Source organism: Vibrio sp. 10N.286.46.A8 (assembly GCF_041470165.1).
GTDB classification, from domain to species: Bacteria; Pseudomonadota; Gammaproteobacteria; order Enterobacterales; family Vibrionaceae; genus Vibrio; species Vibrio tasmaniensis_A.
The window spans coordinates 18,757-36,231 of record NZ_JBFRLX010000031.1; the positions used below are offsets into that span (position 1 = coordinate 18,757).

Genomic DNA, 17,475 nt, shown 5'->3' on the forward strand with positions numbered 1-17,475 from the left:
TTTCCTTAATGGTCCCGGTTTAAATACTCAACTCTTCAAACCGACTTTGATTTATTGATAAAATTTATTTAAAACTTTAATGAATTCGTTTTTATTTTCAATAGGTAAGGCGTTAATCCCCGCCGCAGCTTTACGGCCACCACCAGTAACAAACTGACAGCAAATTTCATCTGCACCAGTACGATTATTTAAAGGTGCACGAACACTCACGGTGTAATCTTTCTTATTGTCATTCAATGTGAGTACTGCATGAGCCTTGTCTGGTGATTGATTTGCAAGCACGTTTCCAAACACACCACTGATACGCTTTGCCCATGCTTCACATGGCAGTAGATAGATTTCAGACACGTCAGTGCACACTATCGGCGTTAGCAGTTCAACATGTTGATAATCGGCCTGATACCCTTGTTTTAGAGCATAATAAGGAGATATTAAATCTCGCTTGAGGTCAAAAGGTGAAGAATAACACATAAGCTGTTGAAACAATTCGGCTGGATCAATGTGCAAATCGTCAATCGAAGTTCCATAACTGTTGTAGTTGATTAAGGTACCCAACTCTTTTAAAAATGTTCTTTCATTGCAACTTAATCCGATAACATCGGCTAACTGATCAGCATTGACATACATATTGTCACCGTAAGCACCAACTATAGCCCAATCAGCATACCGCCCCGCTAACTGCTGGTTGATCAACAAACTGGTACAAGTATTCGCCTCCAAATCAATGAGGGCTGTAAAATTATCAGCTTGTGGCACTTCTCCCGTACGATGGTGGTCACAATAGAACAGAGGTATATCCAGATCTATCAATTCATAGAGTGAATCGATATTTTTTTCCATCGATATATCTAAGATGGTGCAGCCACTGATATCATTTTGTTTAACCACTCGCTGTAAAAGAGCAATGTCACGCTTTACACCAGTGACAAGCTTCGAGCATTTTGGGTCGGCCTTACGTAACTGAAGTAAAGCAATTATTCCATCAGCATCACCATTGAATACATCGTAATACATGATTAAATGTACCCTAACTTAGTAAGTTGATTAACTACAATATCTGCACATGCCTCAATAGATTGACCTTCAGTCTCGACATGAATATCTGGAGTTAATGGGGCTTCATACATTGAATCAATACCGGTAAAATTCTTAATCTCGCCCGCTCGTGCTTTCTTGTATAACCCTTTAGGGTCTCGTCGTTCGCACACCGATAATGGTGTGTCAATAAACACTTCCAGAAATTGCTTTGAAGATAAAAGCTCACGGACTTGTGCGCGGTCAGCAATAAATGGCGAAATAAATGCAGTTAATACTATCGTTCCCGAATCCACAAACAGTTTTGCTACCTCACCAATACGACGAATGTTTTCAACACGGTCCATGTCGCTAAATCCAAGATCCTTATTGAGGCCATGCCGGACGTTGTCACCATCGAGCAAATAGCTATGTTTACCTAAACTTAGAAGCTTACTTTCGACTGCATTGGCAACAGTGGACTTCCCAGAGCCACTTAATCCCGTAAACCAAAGCACCGTTGGCACTTGTTGCTTTTGCACGGAGCGTTGCTCATGCGTCACCGTGGAGCTATGCCAAACTACATCATCGCTAACAGACTCATTATCTTTTACTACATAGGGAGAGGTCATTCTTACAACTCATATAAAACTAAAATGGGAACACCATCGGAATAACAATGGCAGCAACTACAATGTAAGTGACGGTAACTATCCAACCGACTTTAAAAAAGTCTATAAAAGTATAGCCACCAGCGCTCATCACCATAAGGTTAGTTTGATAACCAAAAGGACTGATAAAGGATGCACTCGCACCATAGGCCACCGCCATCACTAACGGTAAATACTCGATCTGGAATGTCGATGCTAATGCCAGAGAAATAGGCAACATAATCGCTGCAGCTGCTGTGTTGGTCATAACCTCCGTTAAGATAACGGTTAACACCAATATACCAACTAGCACCCAAATGGGAGGGAGTTGTCCAGCTACAGATTCAAAGACTTGAGTTAATGCCAATGCCAGACCACTGCTAGAAAACGCACTGGCGACACACAAAGCTGATACTAGAATAATCAACAACTCAAACGGGAAACGTCGCCTTAATTGAGTTCCATCAATGATTTTACTCGTCAAAGATAAGAGCAAGAACCCAGACAATGTATCAACAAGGTCTAAACTGGTACACGCAGCTAAGACAATGGATAAAATAAAACCGACAATACCCAATAGGTTTTGAGTGAATGATAAGGGACTTTTAAGCGATTTATCACTTAATAGAAAAAAGTTTCTAGTTAGATTTGGGCGTTTTTTAAAGTCATCCCCGACAGCAAGAATCAGTTTATCACCACTTTGAATAACACACTCCCCAAGCTTGCCAGAAAGCCGCTTTCCTTGCCTAGCGATCGCTACCACTGCCGCATCAAAACGAGAACGAAACTCAACCTCTTTTAAAGTTTTATCTATCAATACAGATTCAGGGCTCACTAAGACTTCAACTAAGTTTTTACCTAACTCGAATTCATCTTCAACGTACAGCTTAAGGCCATCAAAAGAGGCCAGTTGTTTAACTTCTGAAACATCACCACTGAATACCAGTTTATCTCCTGCAAATACCAATTCACTCGGTGATACAGGGGTTATCAACTGTTTATCTCGAATAATTTCAGTTAAGAAAAGACCATCGAGTGATCGTAATCCATTTTCTAATATACTTCGACCTACGAGCTTACTTCTGCTCTCGACTTCAGCATCAAGGAAGTATCCCCCTAACGACTCAACTTTCACAAGGTCATCAGGAAGCCACCTGGAAACGATTATGACTACGAAACCACAACCGAGTAGTAAACTTACCCCCACAGGGAAAAAAGCAAAGATTGTCAGCGCAGGATAGCCTTGGTCTTCAAGTAAACCACTAACTACAAGGTTGGTCGCAGTTCCTATTAAGGTTAGAGTCCCCCCTAAAATAGAGAAGTACGATAAAGGAATCAGAAGTTTCTTAGGAGCATGGAATGGATTTTTGAGAACCCCCCCCATCAAAGTAGCGACCACTGCGGTATTGTTAAGTACACTAGAGCTTAGTGCTCCCAGAGCTCCCAAACGCAATAGCGATTGCCCATAATGACGATGAGATAACATTTTTGCCACCCAACTAAGCAAAGCTGTCCTTTCTAGAGCGAGAGAAGAAAGTAGTAACAATAATAAGATAATCACAGAACGGTTAGTGACGTTCGAGAAAATAACGGCTTGTGAAAGCTCACCAGAAACGTACAGCACTGTCACTGAAAAAATAAACACATAGCTAGCTCTAAAACGGTTACTGACCAGACCAGCAATCAATCCAATAAGGACACACGCAGTGACAATCATGCTCAAACAACTCAATTTATATTCAAAAGTGACGATATAATATCGTCAATGTTATTAGAAGTAGCCTTCACGCTTTTTCTTCTCCATTGAACCAGAGCTATCGTGGTCAATGGCGCGCCCTTGACGCTCTGAAGTAGTCGTTAACAACATCTCTTGAATAATTTCAGGTAGCGTCGTAGCTTCAGATTCTACAGCGCCGGTTAGTGGGTAACAACCGAGTGTACGAAAACGTACCATTTTTTCTTCTGCCACTTCCCCTTTTTTAAGCTTCATTCGCTCATCATCGACCATAATCAACATGCCATCACGCTGAACGACAGGGCGAGGTTTTGATAAATACAAACCCGGAATTTCAATATTTTCAAGATAGATATACTGCCAAATATCTAGCTCTGTCCAGTTAGATAGTGGGAACACACGAATACTCTCACCTTGGTTAACCTTGCCGTTGTAAATATTCCATAGCTCTGGTCGTTGATTTTTAGGGTCCCAGCGATGATGTTCGTCACGAAACGAGTACACTCGCTCTTTCGCTCGAGATTTTTCCTCATCTCGCCGCGCACCTCCGAAAGCAGCATCAAAACCATGCATATCTAGAGCCTGCTTTAAGCCTTGGGTCTTCATTATATCGGTATGTTTTGAACTACCGTGCACAAAAGGGTTGATCCCCATAGCCACACCTTCAGGGTTCTGGTGAACAATAAGCTTCATTCCAACCTTATCAGCCATGTAGTCCCGAAACTTGATCATTTCTTTGAATTTCCACGTAGTATCAACATGCATCAGAGGAAAGGGAGGAGTACCAGGAGCAAAAGCTTTCTGGGCAAGGTGTAGCATCACTGAGGAATCTTTGCCAACTGAATACAGCATCACCGGGTTATCAAATTCAGCCGCGACTTCACGCATAATATGGATCGATTCAGCTTCCAATTGCTTTAGATGTGTCATCTTTTCCGGCGTTAATTTCGTTGTCATGTTACGTTTCCCACATCTATTGAATGTTTCTACCTCAGTTAAAGCACTGAAGGGTATTTATTCGACAAAAAGTTCGATTAGATATTAAATCTGTTTGCCAACAGTATACCAACATAAGCGAAAACAATAAAACAAGACAATCGAAGCTTCCCTTTTTAGAGTCAAACCTAGATTCAACATCAAAAGGCTTAACGAACCTTTCGATAGTAAGTTGACTAAGTCACTTAAAAGCTACTACCTGTAAAGCAATTGAGATGATTGAAACCGTTTAACGGTAGAGTTTGATAGAGAGGTATCTGTCTAATGATGTCTTTAATATATGTAGTAGAAAAATCACCTACTAGTAGTAGGTGATTTTGAGTGAAAAATGAAAACGATAACTCTACTTGGCAAAGTTCACAATTGGGAAGCACGGGAAAAAACCATTGTCAGCACAGTTGATCAGACCAATCTGTACTCCTTCAATTTTGTTGGTTTTGTTGAAGATACCAACCTGAACCGTCGACACCTCTGAAAGGTTCGCAGCGCCAACATCCACCATAGTGTTACCTTCGGAGTAGTTTACGAAACTCACGTTCGCGCCTTTTACATCATTAGTAATGTTAACAGCACCTAGGTTAACACCTGTTGTTTTACCTGTATTCCAGTTAAAGAAACCTAGTGAAGCACCTGTCATTTCTTGGTTTACTTTTGATGCACCAAAAATACCAAGATTCACACCTGTCGTAGTTTGCGTCTCAGACATACCAACAACCGCAAGGTCGACACCTTTAAGGTCATTGACTTGTCCGTGAAGCAGAGCCAGACGTACACCGCCAACCGCATCAGAATCCGGAGCGTTGAAGCCATTAATTGTTGAAAACATAACAGGCGAAGAAGCAAATGCTGCCGGTGCCATTACCGCTGCAGATACAGCAAGTACTGAAAGTAATTTTTTCATTGGGGAGTCTCCACTGACTTATTGTTGACTTGATTAATCTATATTCAATAAAGTATTTATTGTCCTTCACTCAACAGCTATCCATGTTAAATCAATGTCATAACTGTACCATTGAATATAAGACCCAAAATCATAAAGAGCAATATTGAGCAGAGGATATCATGAGAGGCAAGAGTAACCATCGGCAGTCAGGTTTCTATAACTAGACGATAAAGATTCCCTATCACGCTCATGCCTCGCTGTCGGGAGTGACGATTTCAAAGCATAAAAAAACGGAGACCGAAGTCTCCGTTTTCTAAAGCTTATGTATGACTTTCTCTGTTACGAGAAAGGGGGATGATTACATCATGCCGCCCATGCCACCCATACCGCCCATGCCCCCCATATCAGGCATTGCAGGGCCAGAATCTTGAGGCTTGTCAGTGATCATCGCTTCTGTTGTGATCATAAGACCAGCGACGGATGCTGCGAACTGAAGTGCAGAACGCGTTACCTTCGTTGGATCTAGGATACCCATAGCAATCATGTCGCCGTATTCGCCAGTAGCCGCGTTGTAACCGTAGTTACCTTCGCCAGCACGAACATTGTTAGCAACAACAGACTCTTCATCACCTGCGTTCTTAGTGATTTGACGAATAGGCGCTTCCATTGCACGTAGTGCAACACGGATACCTACGTTTTGCTCTTCGTTGTCGCCTTCAAGGCCAGCAACTTTAGATGCAGCGCGGATAAGTGCAACACCACCACCAGCAACCACACCTTCTTCAACAGCAGCGCGAGTTGCGTGAAGTGCATCTTCTACGCGGTCTTTCTTCTCTTTCATCTCAACTTCAGTCGCAGCGCCAACTTTGATTACTGCAACACCGCCAGCTAGCTTAGCTACACGCTCTTGAAGCTTCTCTTTGTCGTAGTCTGAAGTTGCATCTTCGATTTGTTGACGAATTTGAGAAACACGACCTTTGATCATGTCTTCATTACCCGCACCATCGATGATGGTTGAGTTTTCTTTAGTGATCGTAATGCGCTTAGCTTGACCTAGGTCTTCTAGCGTTACTTTCTCAAGGTCTAGGCCGATCTCTTCAGAGATAACCGTGCCGCCCGTTAGGATAGCGATGTCTTGCAGCATAGATTTACGACGGTCGCCGAAACCAGGTGCTTTAACCGCAGCCACTTTAACGATGCCACGCATGTTGTTCACAACAAGAGTTGCTAGCGCTTCGCCTTCGACATCTTCAGCGATGATAAGAAGTGGACGAGATGCCTTAGCAACCGCTTCTAGAGTCGGAAGAAGTTCACGGATGTTAGACACTTTCTTGTCGATAAGAAGAATGAACGGGCTATCTAGATCAACAGAACCGGCTTCTTGGTTGTTGATGAAGTAAGGAGATAGGTAACCGCGGTCGAATTGCATACCTTCAACTACGTCTAGCTCGTCTTGTAGAGCCTGACCTTCTTCAACCGTGATAACGCCATCACGACCTACTTTTTCCATCGCTTCAGCAATGATGTTACCTACTGTCGAATCAGAGTTCGCAGAGATAGTACCTACTTGCGCGATAGCTTTCGTGTCTGAACAAGGAACAGAAAGGTTCTTCAGCTCTTCAACAGCCGCGATAACCGCTTTGTCGATGCCGCGCTTAAGATCCATTGGGTTCATGCCAGCAGCAACGGCTTTTAGGCCTTCAGCGATAATCGACTGAGCCAATACTGTTGCTGTCGTTGTTCCGTCGCCCGCCGCGTCATTCGCTTGCGAAGCCACTTCTTTAACCATTTGTGCGCCCATGTTTTGAAACTTGTCTTCAAGTTCGATTTCACGTGCAACTGAAACACCATCTTTAGTGATCGTTGGTGCGCCAAATGATTTGTCTAGAACAACGTTACGGCCTTTAGGACCTAGCGTTACTTTTACTGCGTCAGCCAGAACGTTTACACCTTCTAGCATTTTAATACGTGCGTCGTTACCAAATTTAACGTCTTTAGCAGCCATCTTAATTTCCTTTAAAATTCTTTATTCAGTTCAGTTTTATGGGTCGGATTACTCAACGATCGCCATGATGTCGTTTTCAGACATGATCAGAACTTCTTTGCCGTCGATCTTTTCAGTTTTAGTGCCGTAGCCTTCAGAGAAGATAACGGTATCGCCAACTTTAACGTCCAATGGTTGTACTGAACCATTTTCTAGAATGCGGCCTTTGCCAACAGCTAGAATAGTACCGCGCGTTGATTTTTCAGCGGCAGAACCAGTTAGAACGATGCCACCAGCAGATTTAGATTCAACTTCTTGGCGCTCAACGATAACTCGGTCGTGTAGAGGACGGATATTCATCGGTCGTATCTCCTGATAATTTCCATTTAATATGATAATTGCCACGATTGGCATGGGGTTAAAGAGTATGTTGGGGCGATGTGGAAGAACCCAAGGGGGGAAAGAAAAAATTGTGATCGAAAGAGCAGATTCTCACCCCTCATCTTTCCTTGCTTTTCGTTTACTCGTATCCCACATCTGTTTATCCTACGGTTTTAGTTCCAACGGCGTTTTACATGCAAGATAAGCATGGGCTTCTCACGGCCCCGATAGCACAGACTCTACGCACCATGACCATACCGACTATCTTCGGCATGGTGGCGATCTTGATGTTTAACCTTGTCGATACTTTCTTTATCTCATTGCTCGGCACACAAGCACTCGCAGCGGTGAGCTTTACCTTCCCTATCACCTTCGCCATAAACTGCATTACAATGGGTATAGGCATTGGCTTGTCGACATGTATTGGAAGATTACTTGGCCAAGGCTGCGCGCAAAATGCAGCTCGTTTTACCTGCCACGGTTTATTGCTTGCGGTGCTGCTTGTTGGTTTTACATCAACACTAGGGCTTTTCACGCTAGAGCCTATGTTTACTCTGTTAGGAGCTGAACCTGAGTTACTGCCACTGATATCTGAATACATGTCGGTCTGGTATTTAGCGATACCGCTGCTTGTTATTCCGATGGCAGGCAACAGTGCCATACGAGCGAGTGGCGACACCAAAACACCCGCCAAGATCATGATGCTAGCCGGCCTTATTAACGGCATTCTCGACCCACTGCTGATCTTCGGTTACGGGCCTTTCCCTGAGCTAGGGATTCAAGGCGCAGCCATTGCTAGCGGATTCAGTTGGTTTGGTGCGTTGTGTGGCTCACTGTATGTATTAACCATACGAGAAAAGCTGCTTGCTCCGCCCAAACTAAAAAACATCATCGATGACTGGAAACAGATCTTAACCATCGGCACACCCGCCGCCCTTTCCAATGCTCTGAATCCACTTGCTGGCGCTATTATCATGATGATGTTAGCCAAACAAGGAACCGAAGCTATAGCTGCTTACGGTGCAGCCCAGCGTATTGAATCGATTTTGATCATCGTGTTGATGTCTTTAACCTCTGCCCTCACGCCTTTTATGGCGCAAAACTTTGGCGCTGATAATCCACAGCGTAGTTTCAAAGCTCTGTTCTTAAGCATGCGCTTTGCGGTGATGTTCCAAGGTTTGATTTTCTTAATGATGGTGCCGTTAAGCATTCCTTTGGCTGCTCTATTCTCTCAAGAAGAATCCGTACGAGGCATCTTGTGGCACTACCTGTTAGTTGTGCCGTTTAGCTATGGATTCCAAGGGATTGTAATGATGCTGATCAGCGCGATGAATGCTATGCATAAACCACTCAAAGCCTTCCAGTGGAGCTTCATGCGCCTATTTGTATTTACTCTTCCATTCGCTTGGATCGGCAGCCAGATTGATGGCGTCGAAGGGTTGTTTATCGGCTTAGCATTGGGGAACATCATGGGTGGCATTTCAGGGTATTTGTTTGCGCTTCGTGTGAGAGCTCAAGCTAGCAAATAACTCTCTGTTATTGCCTACAGCGAGGGACGAGCGTGATAGGGAATCTCTCTTTATGTATGACAAGCTATACTAAACATAAGATTCCAGATATTTCGTTCCTCAATTCTGGAATGACGGGATAAGAAGGTAGCGAGTAAACGAGAATCTATTCCTCAAACTCCAGATACAAAAAAACGGCCACACTTGCGTGCAACCGTTCTAGTATTCGATGAAAGTTAAAACTATTTATCTAAAACAGTAACTACTTAACGATCACGTCACCTGACATTTCAACTGGGATATCAATACCAGACAGAGAAAGCATCGTTGGTGCAAGATCAGACAGTTTACCGCCTTCTTTGAACTCAACGTCTTTACTACCTACGTAGATAAGTGGCACTGGTAGGTTAGTGTGTGCAGTGTGGATGCCGCCCGTTTCTGGGTTTACCATCATTTCCGCGTTACCGTGGTCAGCGGTGATAAGCAGTTGGCCATCGGCTTCTTTGATTGCTTCAACCACTTTGCCAAGACATTCGTCTAGCGACTCTACCGCTTTAACCGCTGCATCGTAAACGCCAGTGTGGCCAACCATGTCACAGTTAGGGAAGTTACACACGATAGCGTCGTATTTGCCGCCTTTGATTGCTGCAACTAGCTTTTCAGTTAGCTCTGGCGCGCTCATTTCTGGTTGCAGGTCGTACGTTGCTACTTTTGGAGAAGCAACAAGCTGACGCTCTTCGCCTTCAAACTCGTCTTCTTTACCGCCGTTGAAGAAGAACGTCACGTGCGCGTATTTCTCTGTTTCAGAGATACGTAGCTGCGTTTTGCCTTCTTTCGATAGCCATTCACCGTAGGTGTTCTCTAGAGAAGCCGGTGGGAATGCACATAGAAGAGGAATATCTGCTGCGTATTGAGTTAGCATCACGAAATCGATCGCTGGGAATACGTTACGAGCAAAACCATCGAAATCAGGAACGAATGCACGTGTGATTTCACGAGCACGGTCAGCACGGTAGTTCATGAAGATAACCGCATCGCCATCAACGATAGCGGCAGACTCTTCGCCTTCCGCTTTAATTTCAGTCGCTTTCACGAACTCATCGTTTTCGTCACGAGCGTAAGCCGCTTCTAGGCCAGCCACTGCCGTGTCAAATGTGAACTCTGCTTTTGCTTGAGTCAGCAGGTCGTAAGATTCTTGAACGCGATCCCAGTTGTTATCACGGTCCATTGCGTAGTAACGACCAATAAGCGAAGCAACACGACCTTTACCTAGCTTAGCGAATAGCTCTTGGAAACGTGCAAGTGTGTTTTCTGCGCTACGTGGCGGTGTATCACGACCGTCTAGGAATGCGTGTAGGTAAATTTTCTCTGCGCCACGCTCTGCTGCCATTTCAACAGCTGCATAGATGTGATCTTCATGAGAGTGAACGCCACCTGAAGACATAAGGCCCATGATGTGCACTGCTTTATCAGCTTTCACCGCTTTATCAACCGCATTCACTAGCGCTTCAGTTTGGCCGAACTCTCCATCTGAAATTGACTTAGTAATACGAGTAAGATCTTGATATACCACGCGACCCGCACCGATGTTGGTGTGACCCACTTCAGAGTTACCCATTTGGCCATCAGGTAGGCCTACATCTAAGCCAGAAGCCGAGATTAGCGTGTTAGGTTGGTTAGCAATAAGACCGTCTAATACAGGTGTATTAGCGTTCGCGATAGCGTTGTCTTGGTTGTCTTCACGGTAACCGTAACCGTCAAGGATCACTAGAGCCATTGGCTTCTTAGCTGACATAGGACTGACCTCGTTCAATTCAAAATAAATCGGTATAAAAACAAATTAGCGTAATTTTACTACAGTTTACAGTCAAAACTGTAGCGGAAGATCAAGAAACGTCGCAGGTAGGATGATCGGATATGAAAAAAAGCGTCACTTAATGAATAAAGTCAGCGACATGATATCGCTGATAACTTACAGGTGCAGTGCAATTAAGGCACGAATCTAGATTACTAATAGGTTGAAATCACACCACAAGTGATACGTCACACCCTATCTCCTGCACCTTTTCCTAATATCGTTTGAAAAATGTATTGGAAGTACAGTTTAGTATTCAGCTCGCCAATCATACGCTGATCCCACTCTGCCAATATTTTGGGGGTCGACATGTCGATATCATTGATTTGAGCTAATCCAGTAACACCAGGTCTAACTGCTAGTACGCCTCTCAACTCTCTTTCATCGATCAGTTCTTGCTGGTTGAACAAACATGGTCTTGGGCCGACTAAACTCATTTCACCTTTCAGTACATTATACAGCTGAGGAAGTTCATCAAGCTTGGTTTTACGCAGGAATCCACCGAGCTTAGTCACTGAACTCGCTCCAACTAAATGAGTCGCGACAGATTTTGTTTCGACAGGCATTGTGCGGAATTTAACCAAGGTGAAAGGTTTTTTGTTACGACCTACGCGCGTTTGAAAAAAGACAGGCGACCCCGTATCAAAATAACCAAGGATACAAATAACAAAAAATACAGGCCATAGGAACAACAAGCCAAAGAAAGCAAAAAAGAAATCTAACAAACGAATCAAAATATATGTCCTATCAAACTTGGATTGAAAACGTCGGGCCGCTATAAGCACGACTAATCAACAAAGGATACCTGAAGAATTTATGAATAAGAAAGCCATAAGCTACCTAAAACGCATCAATGCGACTTCAAATAGGCTTCTACTGTTCTTTGGATTCCTTGTTCAAAACTTACAGGAGGTTTCCATCCCAAGGTTTCTTTCGTCAAACCTATCTCAACCTGAAGGTTGCCGCAGATTCTTTGAGCTATGTGTTTCTTATTTAAAGCTGACGATCCAACTTGTATCCAAGACATTGGGATTGGAATTAATCGCGGTGATTTCCCCATAGCATGAGCGATAGTTCGCATCAATTGAGTTGTCGATACATCATGATCATCCGAAGTTAAGAAAGTATGCCCTGGAGCTAAAGGATGTTCACAACCCGTCAGTATCAAATCGGACAGATTATCCAAATAAACTAGGCTTCTCTGGTTATTTATAGCACCAAAGGGTAACGGAATGCCTTTATCAATCAAACGCATCATAGATAAAAAATTCGCTTTTACGCCAGGTCCATAAACTAATGGCGGCCTGATGATAACCACTTCTAACCCTGTATCTTTTGAAAGCTTAGCCAGCTCTACTTCAGCTTCATACTTACTCAAACTGTAAGGGTCTTGAGGAGTATTATTTAAATTCGGCTCAAAGGGTAAATTGGGCTCGCTAAACTCCCCATTCACTTTGATCGAGCTAACAAAGACAAGTCTCTTAACGCCCGCATCAGCTGCCTGCTTCGCTAAGTTCAATGTACCCAGTGTATTAATATCTCGATAGGCTATCAATGCATCTTGTTCGATCTCATTCATTTGATGAACACGAGCTGCACAGTGAACAACACAGTCGACACCTTCGAATGAACCCGACCAATCAGTAGAAGCGCCAATAGAAGGGACAACCAAGCTATTAGTTAGTGGATCTATTTGCTCACGCACAACCGGAGTGACTGCCCAGTCACGCTCTCTTGCCAACTCAACAACTCTTGAGCCGACAAAACCAGTGCTGCCTGTGACTACAATTCTCATAATGCAAAAAGCCTAAAAGTAGAACAAATAACAAACAATATTAACAGTAAACGTACCGAGTGACACATAACAATCAATTACAACTAGCTTACCGCACTCAACGACATTAAAATACATTCTAAAAACTATAACTATCAAACTTAAGAAGCTCAGTGGCTCGCTAAGGAACACCATGATCAGACCAATACATATATTGCTTAATGCCAAACGCAAGAACAAGCGTTTCATCAGTATTGGCTATGATATTTTCGCTATCGTGATTTCACTCTATTTAGCCATTGCCTTAAGGCTTGGAAATGCATTTTTTGCAGTCGAAATAGAGGAGCTAATAACTCTTTTTATTACTGTTTCAATCACAATTTATAGCTTCGTTAAATTAGGAATGTACCGAGCGGTTCTACGCTATATGATGCTACCAGCCGTTGGCAACATCTTCTTTGGGGTTATAATATCGACCCTAGCTTTAATAATGAGCGGATTTTTTTTCCAGTCGTTCATCCCTAGAAGTGTCCCATTTATATATGCTGGCTTAGCTACCCTGACGCTAGGTGGCCCCAGAATACTTATCCGTTCAATTTATTATCACTGGTTTAAGCGCCAAAAGCCCAATGTGTTTATTTATGGCGCAGGGGCTACGGGCCGTGACTTAACATATGCTCTGATTCAGGGTGATGAGTACAACCCAGTAGTTTTACTTGATGATGACCTAACAAAATCAGGTCAAATTTTGTTTGGGCTAAAGGTCCATCATCCAAGTGAATTTGAACATCTTCAATCACTTTACCAACCCGTAAAGCTCCTGTTAGCAATTAATGGCATTAATAAAGGTGAGCGTTTAAGGTTGGTTGAAAAGTTGTCACACTGGCCAATCGCAGTGCAATCTGTACCATCCGTGGAAGATATAGCAGCGGGTAAAGCAACTGCAACTGACGTGAAAGATCTTGATGTTGCAGATCTACTTGGAAGAGCAGCTGTTGACCCGGACAAAGAACTTTTAGCACAAAACATTTTTAATAAGAATGTGATGGTTACTGGCGCCGGAGGGTCTATCGGTTCTGAGCTATGTCGTCAGATAATGTCACAGAAACCAAAAACACTTGTGTTGTTTGAGCTAAATGAATACAACCTCTATAAAATCGACCAAGAACTAAATTTGACAAAAACAAACTTAAAAAGCGAGACTCGAATCGTCGCAGCTCTTGGCTCAGTTCAGAGACAAAACCGCTTAGAAAAACTTATGGCAGCACATGGAATTGAATCCGTTTATCATGCTGCAGCTTATAAGCATGTCCCTTTAGTTGAAGACAATATTGTTGAAGGCGTACGTAACAATGTGTTTGGCACACTGGCTTGCGCAGAAGCCTCAATCCAAACAGGGGTAAAAAACTTCACTCTCATCTCAACAGATAAAGCAGTAAGACCAACTAACGTGATGGGCGCAACCAAGCGCATGGCTGAGCTGGTTCTTCAAGCATTGGCCGATAAGCAAAACACCACCAATTTCACAATGGTACGCTTTGGCAATGTCCTAGGATCTTCAGGTTCGGTTGTTCCATTATTTAAAAAGCAAATTAAATGTGGCGGTCCTGTAACAGTCACTCACCCTGACATCATTCGGTACTTCATGTTGATACCAGAAGCGGCACAATTAGTTATCCAAGCGGGAGCTATGGGGCACAATGGCCAAGTTTTTGTGCTTGATATGGGGGAGCCAGTCAAAATACTTGACCTAGCAAAACGCATGATTCATTTGATGGGTATGCAAGAGAATGTAGAAGGCGACTCTCAAGAAGGCGATATCTCTATAAAATTCACAGGTTTACGCCCAGGAGAAAAGCTCTATGAAGAGCTTTTGATTGGGGATAATGTGGAAGGCAGCGGCCATCAAAAAATAATGACAGCCAGAGAACTAATGTTGAATTGGAGTGAAATGCAGCCACTTTTGGAACAACTCGATGGATGTTGCCATAACTTTGATGAAGAATGCATTATGAGGATTCTATTGGATGCACCAACTGGGTATAAACCCAATACTAACGAATAACACCAAGTTCATCGTAAACTCTTAGAGTTTTTTCAAATACCATTTCTTGAGAAAACTCTGTTTCAACTTTCTGACGCCCCTTAATGCCAAATTCAAGAATTTTTTCATCACTCTCAAGCAATGCCCGTAAACAGTTAGCAAGTGAAATTGCATCTTCAGGTTGCGCCAGTAAACCGTTAACATTATGAGATACGATTTCACGACAACCAACGACATCGGTTGTGATTATCGCTCTTTGGCAAGAGGCCGCCTCGATTAAGATTCGAGGGACACCTTCACCATATGTAGTAGGCAAACATACTATATCGTTTTCTTTTATTAGCTTAGGCATATTTTGCACGTTACCTAACCAATTAATATCACCAGAGCTTGCCCAAGCCTCTACCTGGTAAAGAGGAATAGCAGAAGCAACGTCGCTATCAATAATTCCCGCAACATTAAGCGTAAATTCAACACCTTGGTTTTCTAAAATCTGCTTTGCTTCGACTAAGCAGGCCAACCCTTTTTCGTTCAAAAGTCTAGCTCCGAATAATACATTCTTATTTAGAGGTGACATTGAAGGACAAAAGCGATCTAGATCAATTCCAGCACCTTTGATAACTCGACCATTTTCGAATTTTAACACACCAATTTCATCAAATAATTTATAATCTTCACCATTTTCAAAAATGAAACGTGATTTAGAAATAGATATACACTTATAGAGTGTAGTGATGATATGTTTCAATAGATTAAATTTAATCGAGTTAGAACTAAAAACTGCACCTAACCCCGTCACACTATATATTATCGGTTTATGAAAAAATACTCTATTTAACAATCCCGTATATATGTTAGGCTTAATTGTTACACAATGTATTAATTCAGGTTGAATATCATCTAATATTTTCTTAAGATTATAAACGCTAAAAACCTCTCGAAAAAAATTAACACTTTTTCTTTTGACCGACAATTGATGGCAAATAAATCCCCTAGAAACCAATTCATGTTTAATATCGTCATTTGAAAAGTTGCTAACAATATGTATCTCAAACCCCAAAGATTTGAAGTACTCTGCACGTTCCAACCAATGAAGACGAAAATACCAATCAACATTTATTACGTAAACGATCTTTTTACTCATACTTGCCACTTCGATTAGTTAGACCGTGAAAAACCCCTTTTATAATACATCTAAATTGCATAAACCTAGGTTTGAGAAATACACAAAAAATGAGTGCTTGTAAGCTTGATCTTATAAGAGTGTAAACTTTCCAACTCAATGGTATGTATGCCCTTTGTAGCAAACGGCAAAAATTACGATAATAGTAATAATGACGTACTGGGGAATGAGTTGTAAGGCTTTGACCTAAAACTTTCAACGGAGCACCGCCAACCTTATGATACATTTTCGCATTAAATGCAGCGATACAAACATAATTTTTACTCTTCGCTCTAAATCCCCATTCAATATCAACACAATCAATGAATAGCCCCTCTTCCATATAACCAATATCATCAAGCGTAGCCTTTGAAATAAGGCAACCAGAAGCTATCAGAAAGTCACATGGAGAAAAGGTATTTTCACTTCTATCACTCGACAAGAACCTATTGACACTATACCTAGATGTACGAATAAACAAACATTCAGAAAATGTATCTTGATCTATATGAACAGGACCAACGGCTGCAACTCTTTGACCTTCAAATTGAGCTGCTTGTCGAGCTATAAACAACTCTTTTACCATTGATTCAGATGGAACACTGTCTTGATCAAACAAAATAAAGTCAATAAAACCCTCATTTAATGCCTTGTTAATACCAATATTTTGAGCATATGCAATCCCCATGTTGTCCGATAAAAATGTCACTTCGACTTGTTCAGAGTCATCTATATCTATTGGCACAGAGGAATTATTATCAATTATATAAATTTTCGAAACTTGTAGCTTCAATTTGTCGACTAATAACTTAAGTTCTTCTTGGACGGGATTGAACGTAATAATTATCGCAGAAACTTCTTTTTTGTTTTCAAGCATAAATTTATCATCATTTAATTTTAAACACTGATTATAACCACAACTAATAACAACCGAAAAATAAAATGACGACAATTTCTCAATTAAGGAGTGGGTTAAAAATTATATAATTCAACCCAACCAGATCATTTATTATTAAAGGTATAATTTGTATATTCCATCAAGATTATCTACTTGATCATTAAAATATGCGATTGAATCTTTAGGCAAGTCAATATCATCTCCAAGCTTCAGCGTCTCATAATGGGTGATAACATTATTTATTGCATTCTCTAACTTCTTTGAATCAGAAGAAAATGGAATAACATTCCCATTTTCTCCTTCAATAATACACTCTGTAACACCACCGGAATCAGTAGTAATAACCCAAACATTTCTAGCAATAGCCTCCCTGACGGTAAGACCAAAGCTTTCTTTACATCTTGAGGGGAATAACAACACATCGATAGATTCAAAAAAATCATCAATATTATTTTGGTTATACCCAGGAACTATAGTGCAGTTATTTATGCTAGATACAACATGATCCGGATAAGACTTATGTCCTAAATTTATCATATTATCAACTATTCTCAAAAAAGCTTTAGAATTATTAACATTAGAGAAAGCTTT

15 protein-coding genes are annotated in these 17,475 nt (G+C 41.8%); 2 read left to right on the top strand and 13 right to left on the bottom strand.

What is annotated here, in order from left to right:
• Positions 1–51 precede the first annotated feature (51 nt).
• The 7 genes from AB4232_RS03940 to AB4232_RS03970 all read right to left on the bottom strand — a co-directional run bounded on the left by AB4232_RS03940 (position 52) and on the right by AB4232_RS03970 (position 7,622).
• Complete coding sequence (locus AB4232_RS03940) at positions 52–1,014, bottom strand: DHH family phosphoesterase (protein ID WP_017097240.1); 963 nt, start codon at positions 1,012–1,014, stop codon at positions 52–54.
• A gap of 2 nt (positions 1,015–1,016) precedes the next feature.
• Entirely contained in the window at positions 1,017–1,646 is a 630-nt protein-coding gene (gene cysC, locus AB4232_RS03945; protein WP_017097239.1) for an adenylyl-sulfate kinase, read from the bottom strand.
• Between the two features lie 19 nt (positions 1,647–1,665).
• A complete protein-coding gene (locus tag AB4232_RS03950; RefSeq protein ID WP_017097238.1) occupies positions 1,666–3,381 on the bottom strand; it encodes an SLC13 family permease in 1,716 nt (571 codons plus the stop codon).
• A 54-nt stretch (positions 3,382–3,435) separates the two neighbouring features.
• Complete coding sequence (gene cysD / locus AB4232_RS03955) at positions 3,436–4,356, bottom strand: sulfate adenylyltransferase subunit CysD (protein WP_017097237.1); 921 nt, start codon at positions 4,354–4,356, stop codon at positions 3,436–3,438.
• A gap of 382 nt (positions 4,357–4,738) precedes the next feature.
• Positions 4,739–5,296: a VC2662 family protein gene (locus AB4232_RS03960; RefSeq protein ID WP_009847923.1), complete on the bottom strand. Its 558-nt coding sequence runs from the start codon at positions 5,294–5,296 to the stop codon at positions 4,739–4,741.
• Between the two features lie 340 nt (positions 5,297–5,636).
• The gene (groL, locus tag AB4232_RS03965) at positions 5,637–7,283 is read right to left on the bottom strand and encodes a chaperonin GroEL (RefSeq protein WP_012603091.1); all 1,647 of its coding nucleotides are present in this window, start codon (positions 7,281–7,283) and stop codon (positions 5,637–5,639) included.
• 48 nt (positions 7,284–7,331) lie between these two features.
• Entirely contained in the window at positions 7,332–7,622 is a 291-nt protein-coding gene (locus tag AB4232_RS03970) for a co-chaperone GroES (RefSeq protein ID WP_004733324.1), read from the bottom strand.
• Between the two features lie 215 nt (positions 7,623–7,837).
• Between AB4232_RS03970 and AB4232_RS03975 the strand changes: the two genes are divergently transcribed.
• Entirely contained in the window at positions 7,838–9,172 is a 1,335-nt protein-coding gene (locus AB4232_RS03975; RefSeq protein WP_372086305.1) for an MATE family efflux transporter, read from the top strand.
• Between the two features lie 241 nt (positions 9,173–9,413).
• Here AB4232_RS03975 and gpmM read toward each other — a convergent pair whose 3' ends face one another.
• The 3 genes from gpmM to AB4232_RS03990 form a co-directional block, all read right to left on the bottom strand.
• Complete coding sequence (gene gpmM / locus AB4232_RS03980; protein WP_372086307.1) at positions 9,414–10,946, bottom strand: 2,3-bisphosphoglycerate-independent phosphoglycerate mutase; 1,533 nt, start codon at positions 10,944–10,946, stop codon at positions 9,414–9,416.
• A 248-nt stretch (positions 10,947–11,194) separates the two neighbouring features.
• On the bottom strand, positions 11,195–11,743 hold the full coding sequence (locus AB4232_RS03985; protein WP_372086321.1) for a sugar transferase: 549 nt from the start codon (positions 11,741–11,743) through the stop codon (positions 11,195–11,197).
• A gap of 113 nt (positions 11,744–11,856) precedes the next feature.
• Positions 11,857–12,801, bottom strand: coding sequence for a UDP-glucose 4-epimerase family protein (locus AB4232_RS03990; RefSeq protein WP_372086310.1), 945 nt, complete (start codon positions 12,799–12,801; stop codon positions 11,857–11,859).
• A gap of 172 nt (positions 12,802–12,973) precedes the next feature.
• Here AB4232_RS03990 and AB4232_RS03995 point away from each other — a divergent pair, with 172 nt between their 5' ends.
• Positions 12,974–14,845 carry a polysaccharide biosynthesis protein gene (locus AB4232_RS03995; protein ID WP_372086313.1) on the top strand — a complete coding sequence of 624 codons (1,872 nt, stop codon included), beginning with the start codon at positions 12,974–12,976 and terminating at the stop codon, positions 14,843–14,845.
• Here AB4232_RS03995 and AB4232_RS04000 read toward each other — a convergent pair.
• From AB4232_RS04000 to AB4232_RS04010, 3 genes are all read right to left on the bottom strand, one after another.
• Positions 14,835–15,968, bottom strand: a complete 1,134-nt coding sequence (locus AB4232_RS04000; protein ID WP_371727267.1) for a glycosyltransferase family 4 protein — start codon at positions 15,966–15,968, stop codon at positions 14,835–14,837. The genes AB4232_RS03995 and AB4232_RS04000 overlap by 11 nt on opposite strands.
• Positions 15,961–16,863: a glycosyltransferase family 2 protein gene (locus AB4232_RS04005; RefSeq protein WP_009847936.1), complete on the bottom strand. Its 903-nt coding sequence runs from the start codon at positions 16,861–16,863 to the stop codon at positions 15,961–15,963. Before AB4232_RS04005 ends, AB4232_RS04000 begins: the two co-directional genes overlap by 8 nt.
• A gap of 135 nt (positions 16,864–16,998) precedes the next feature.
• Positions 16,999–17,475, bottom strand: a 477-nt coding sequence (locus AB4232_RS04010; protein WP_372086317.1) for a glycosyltransferase, incomplete at its 5' end; no start/stop codon positions are given.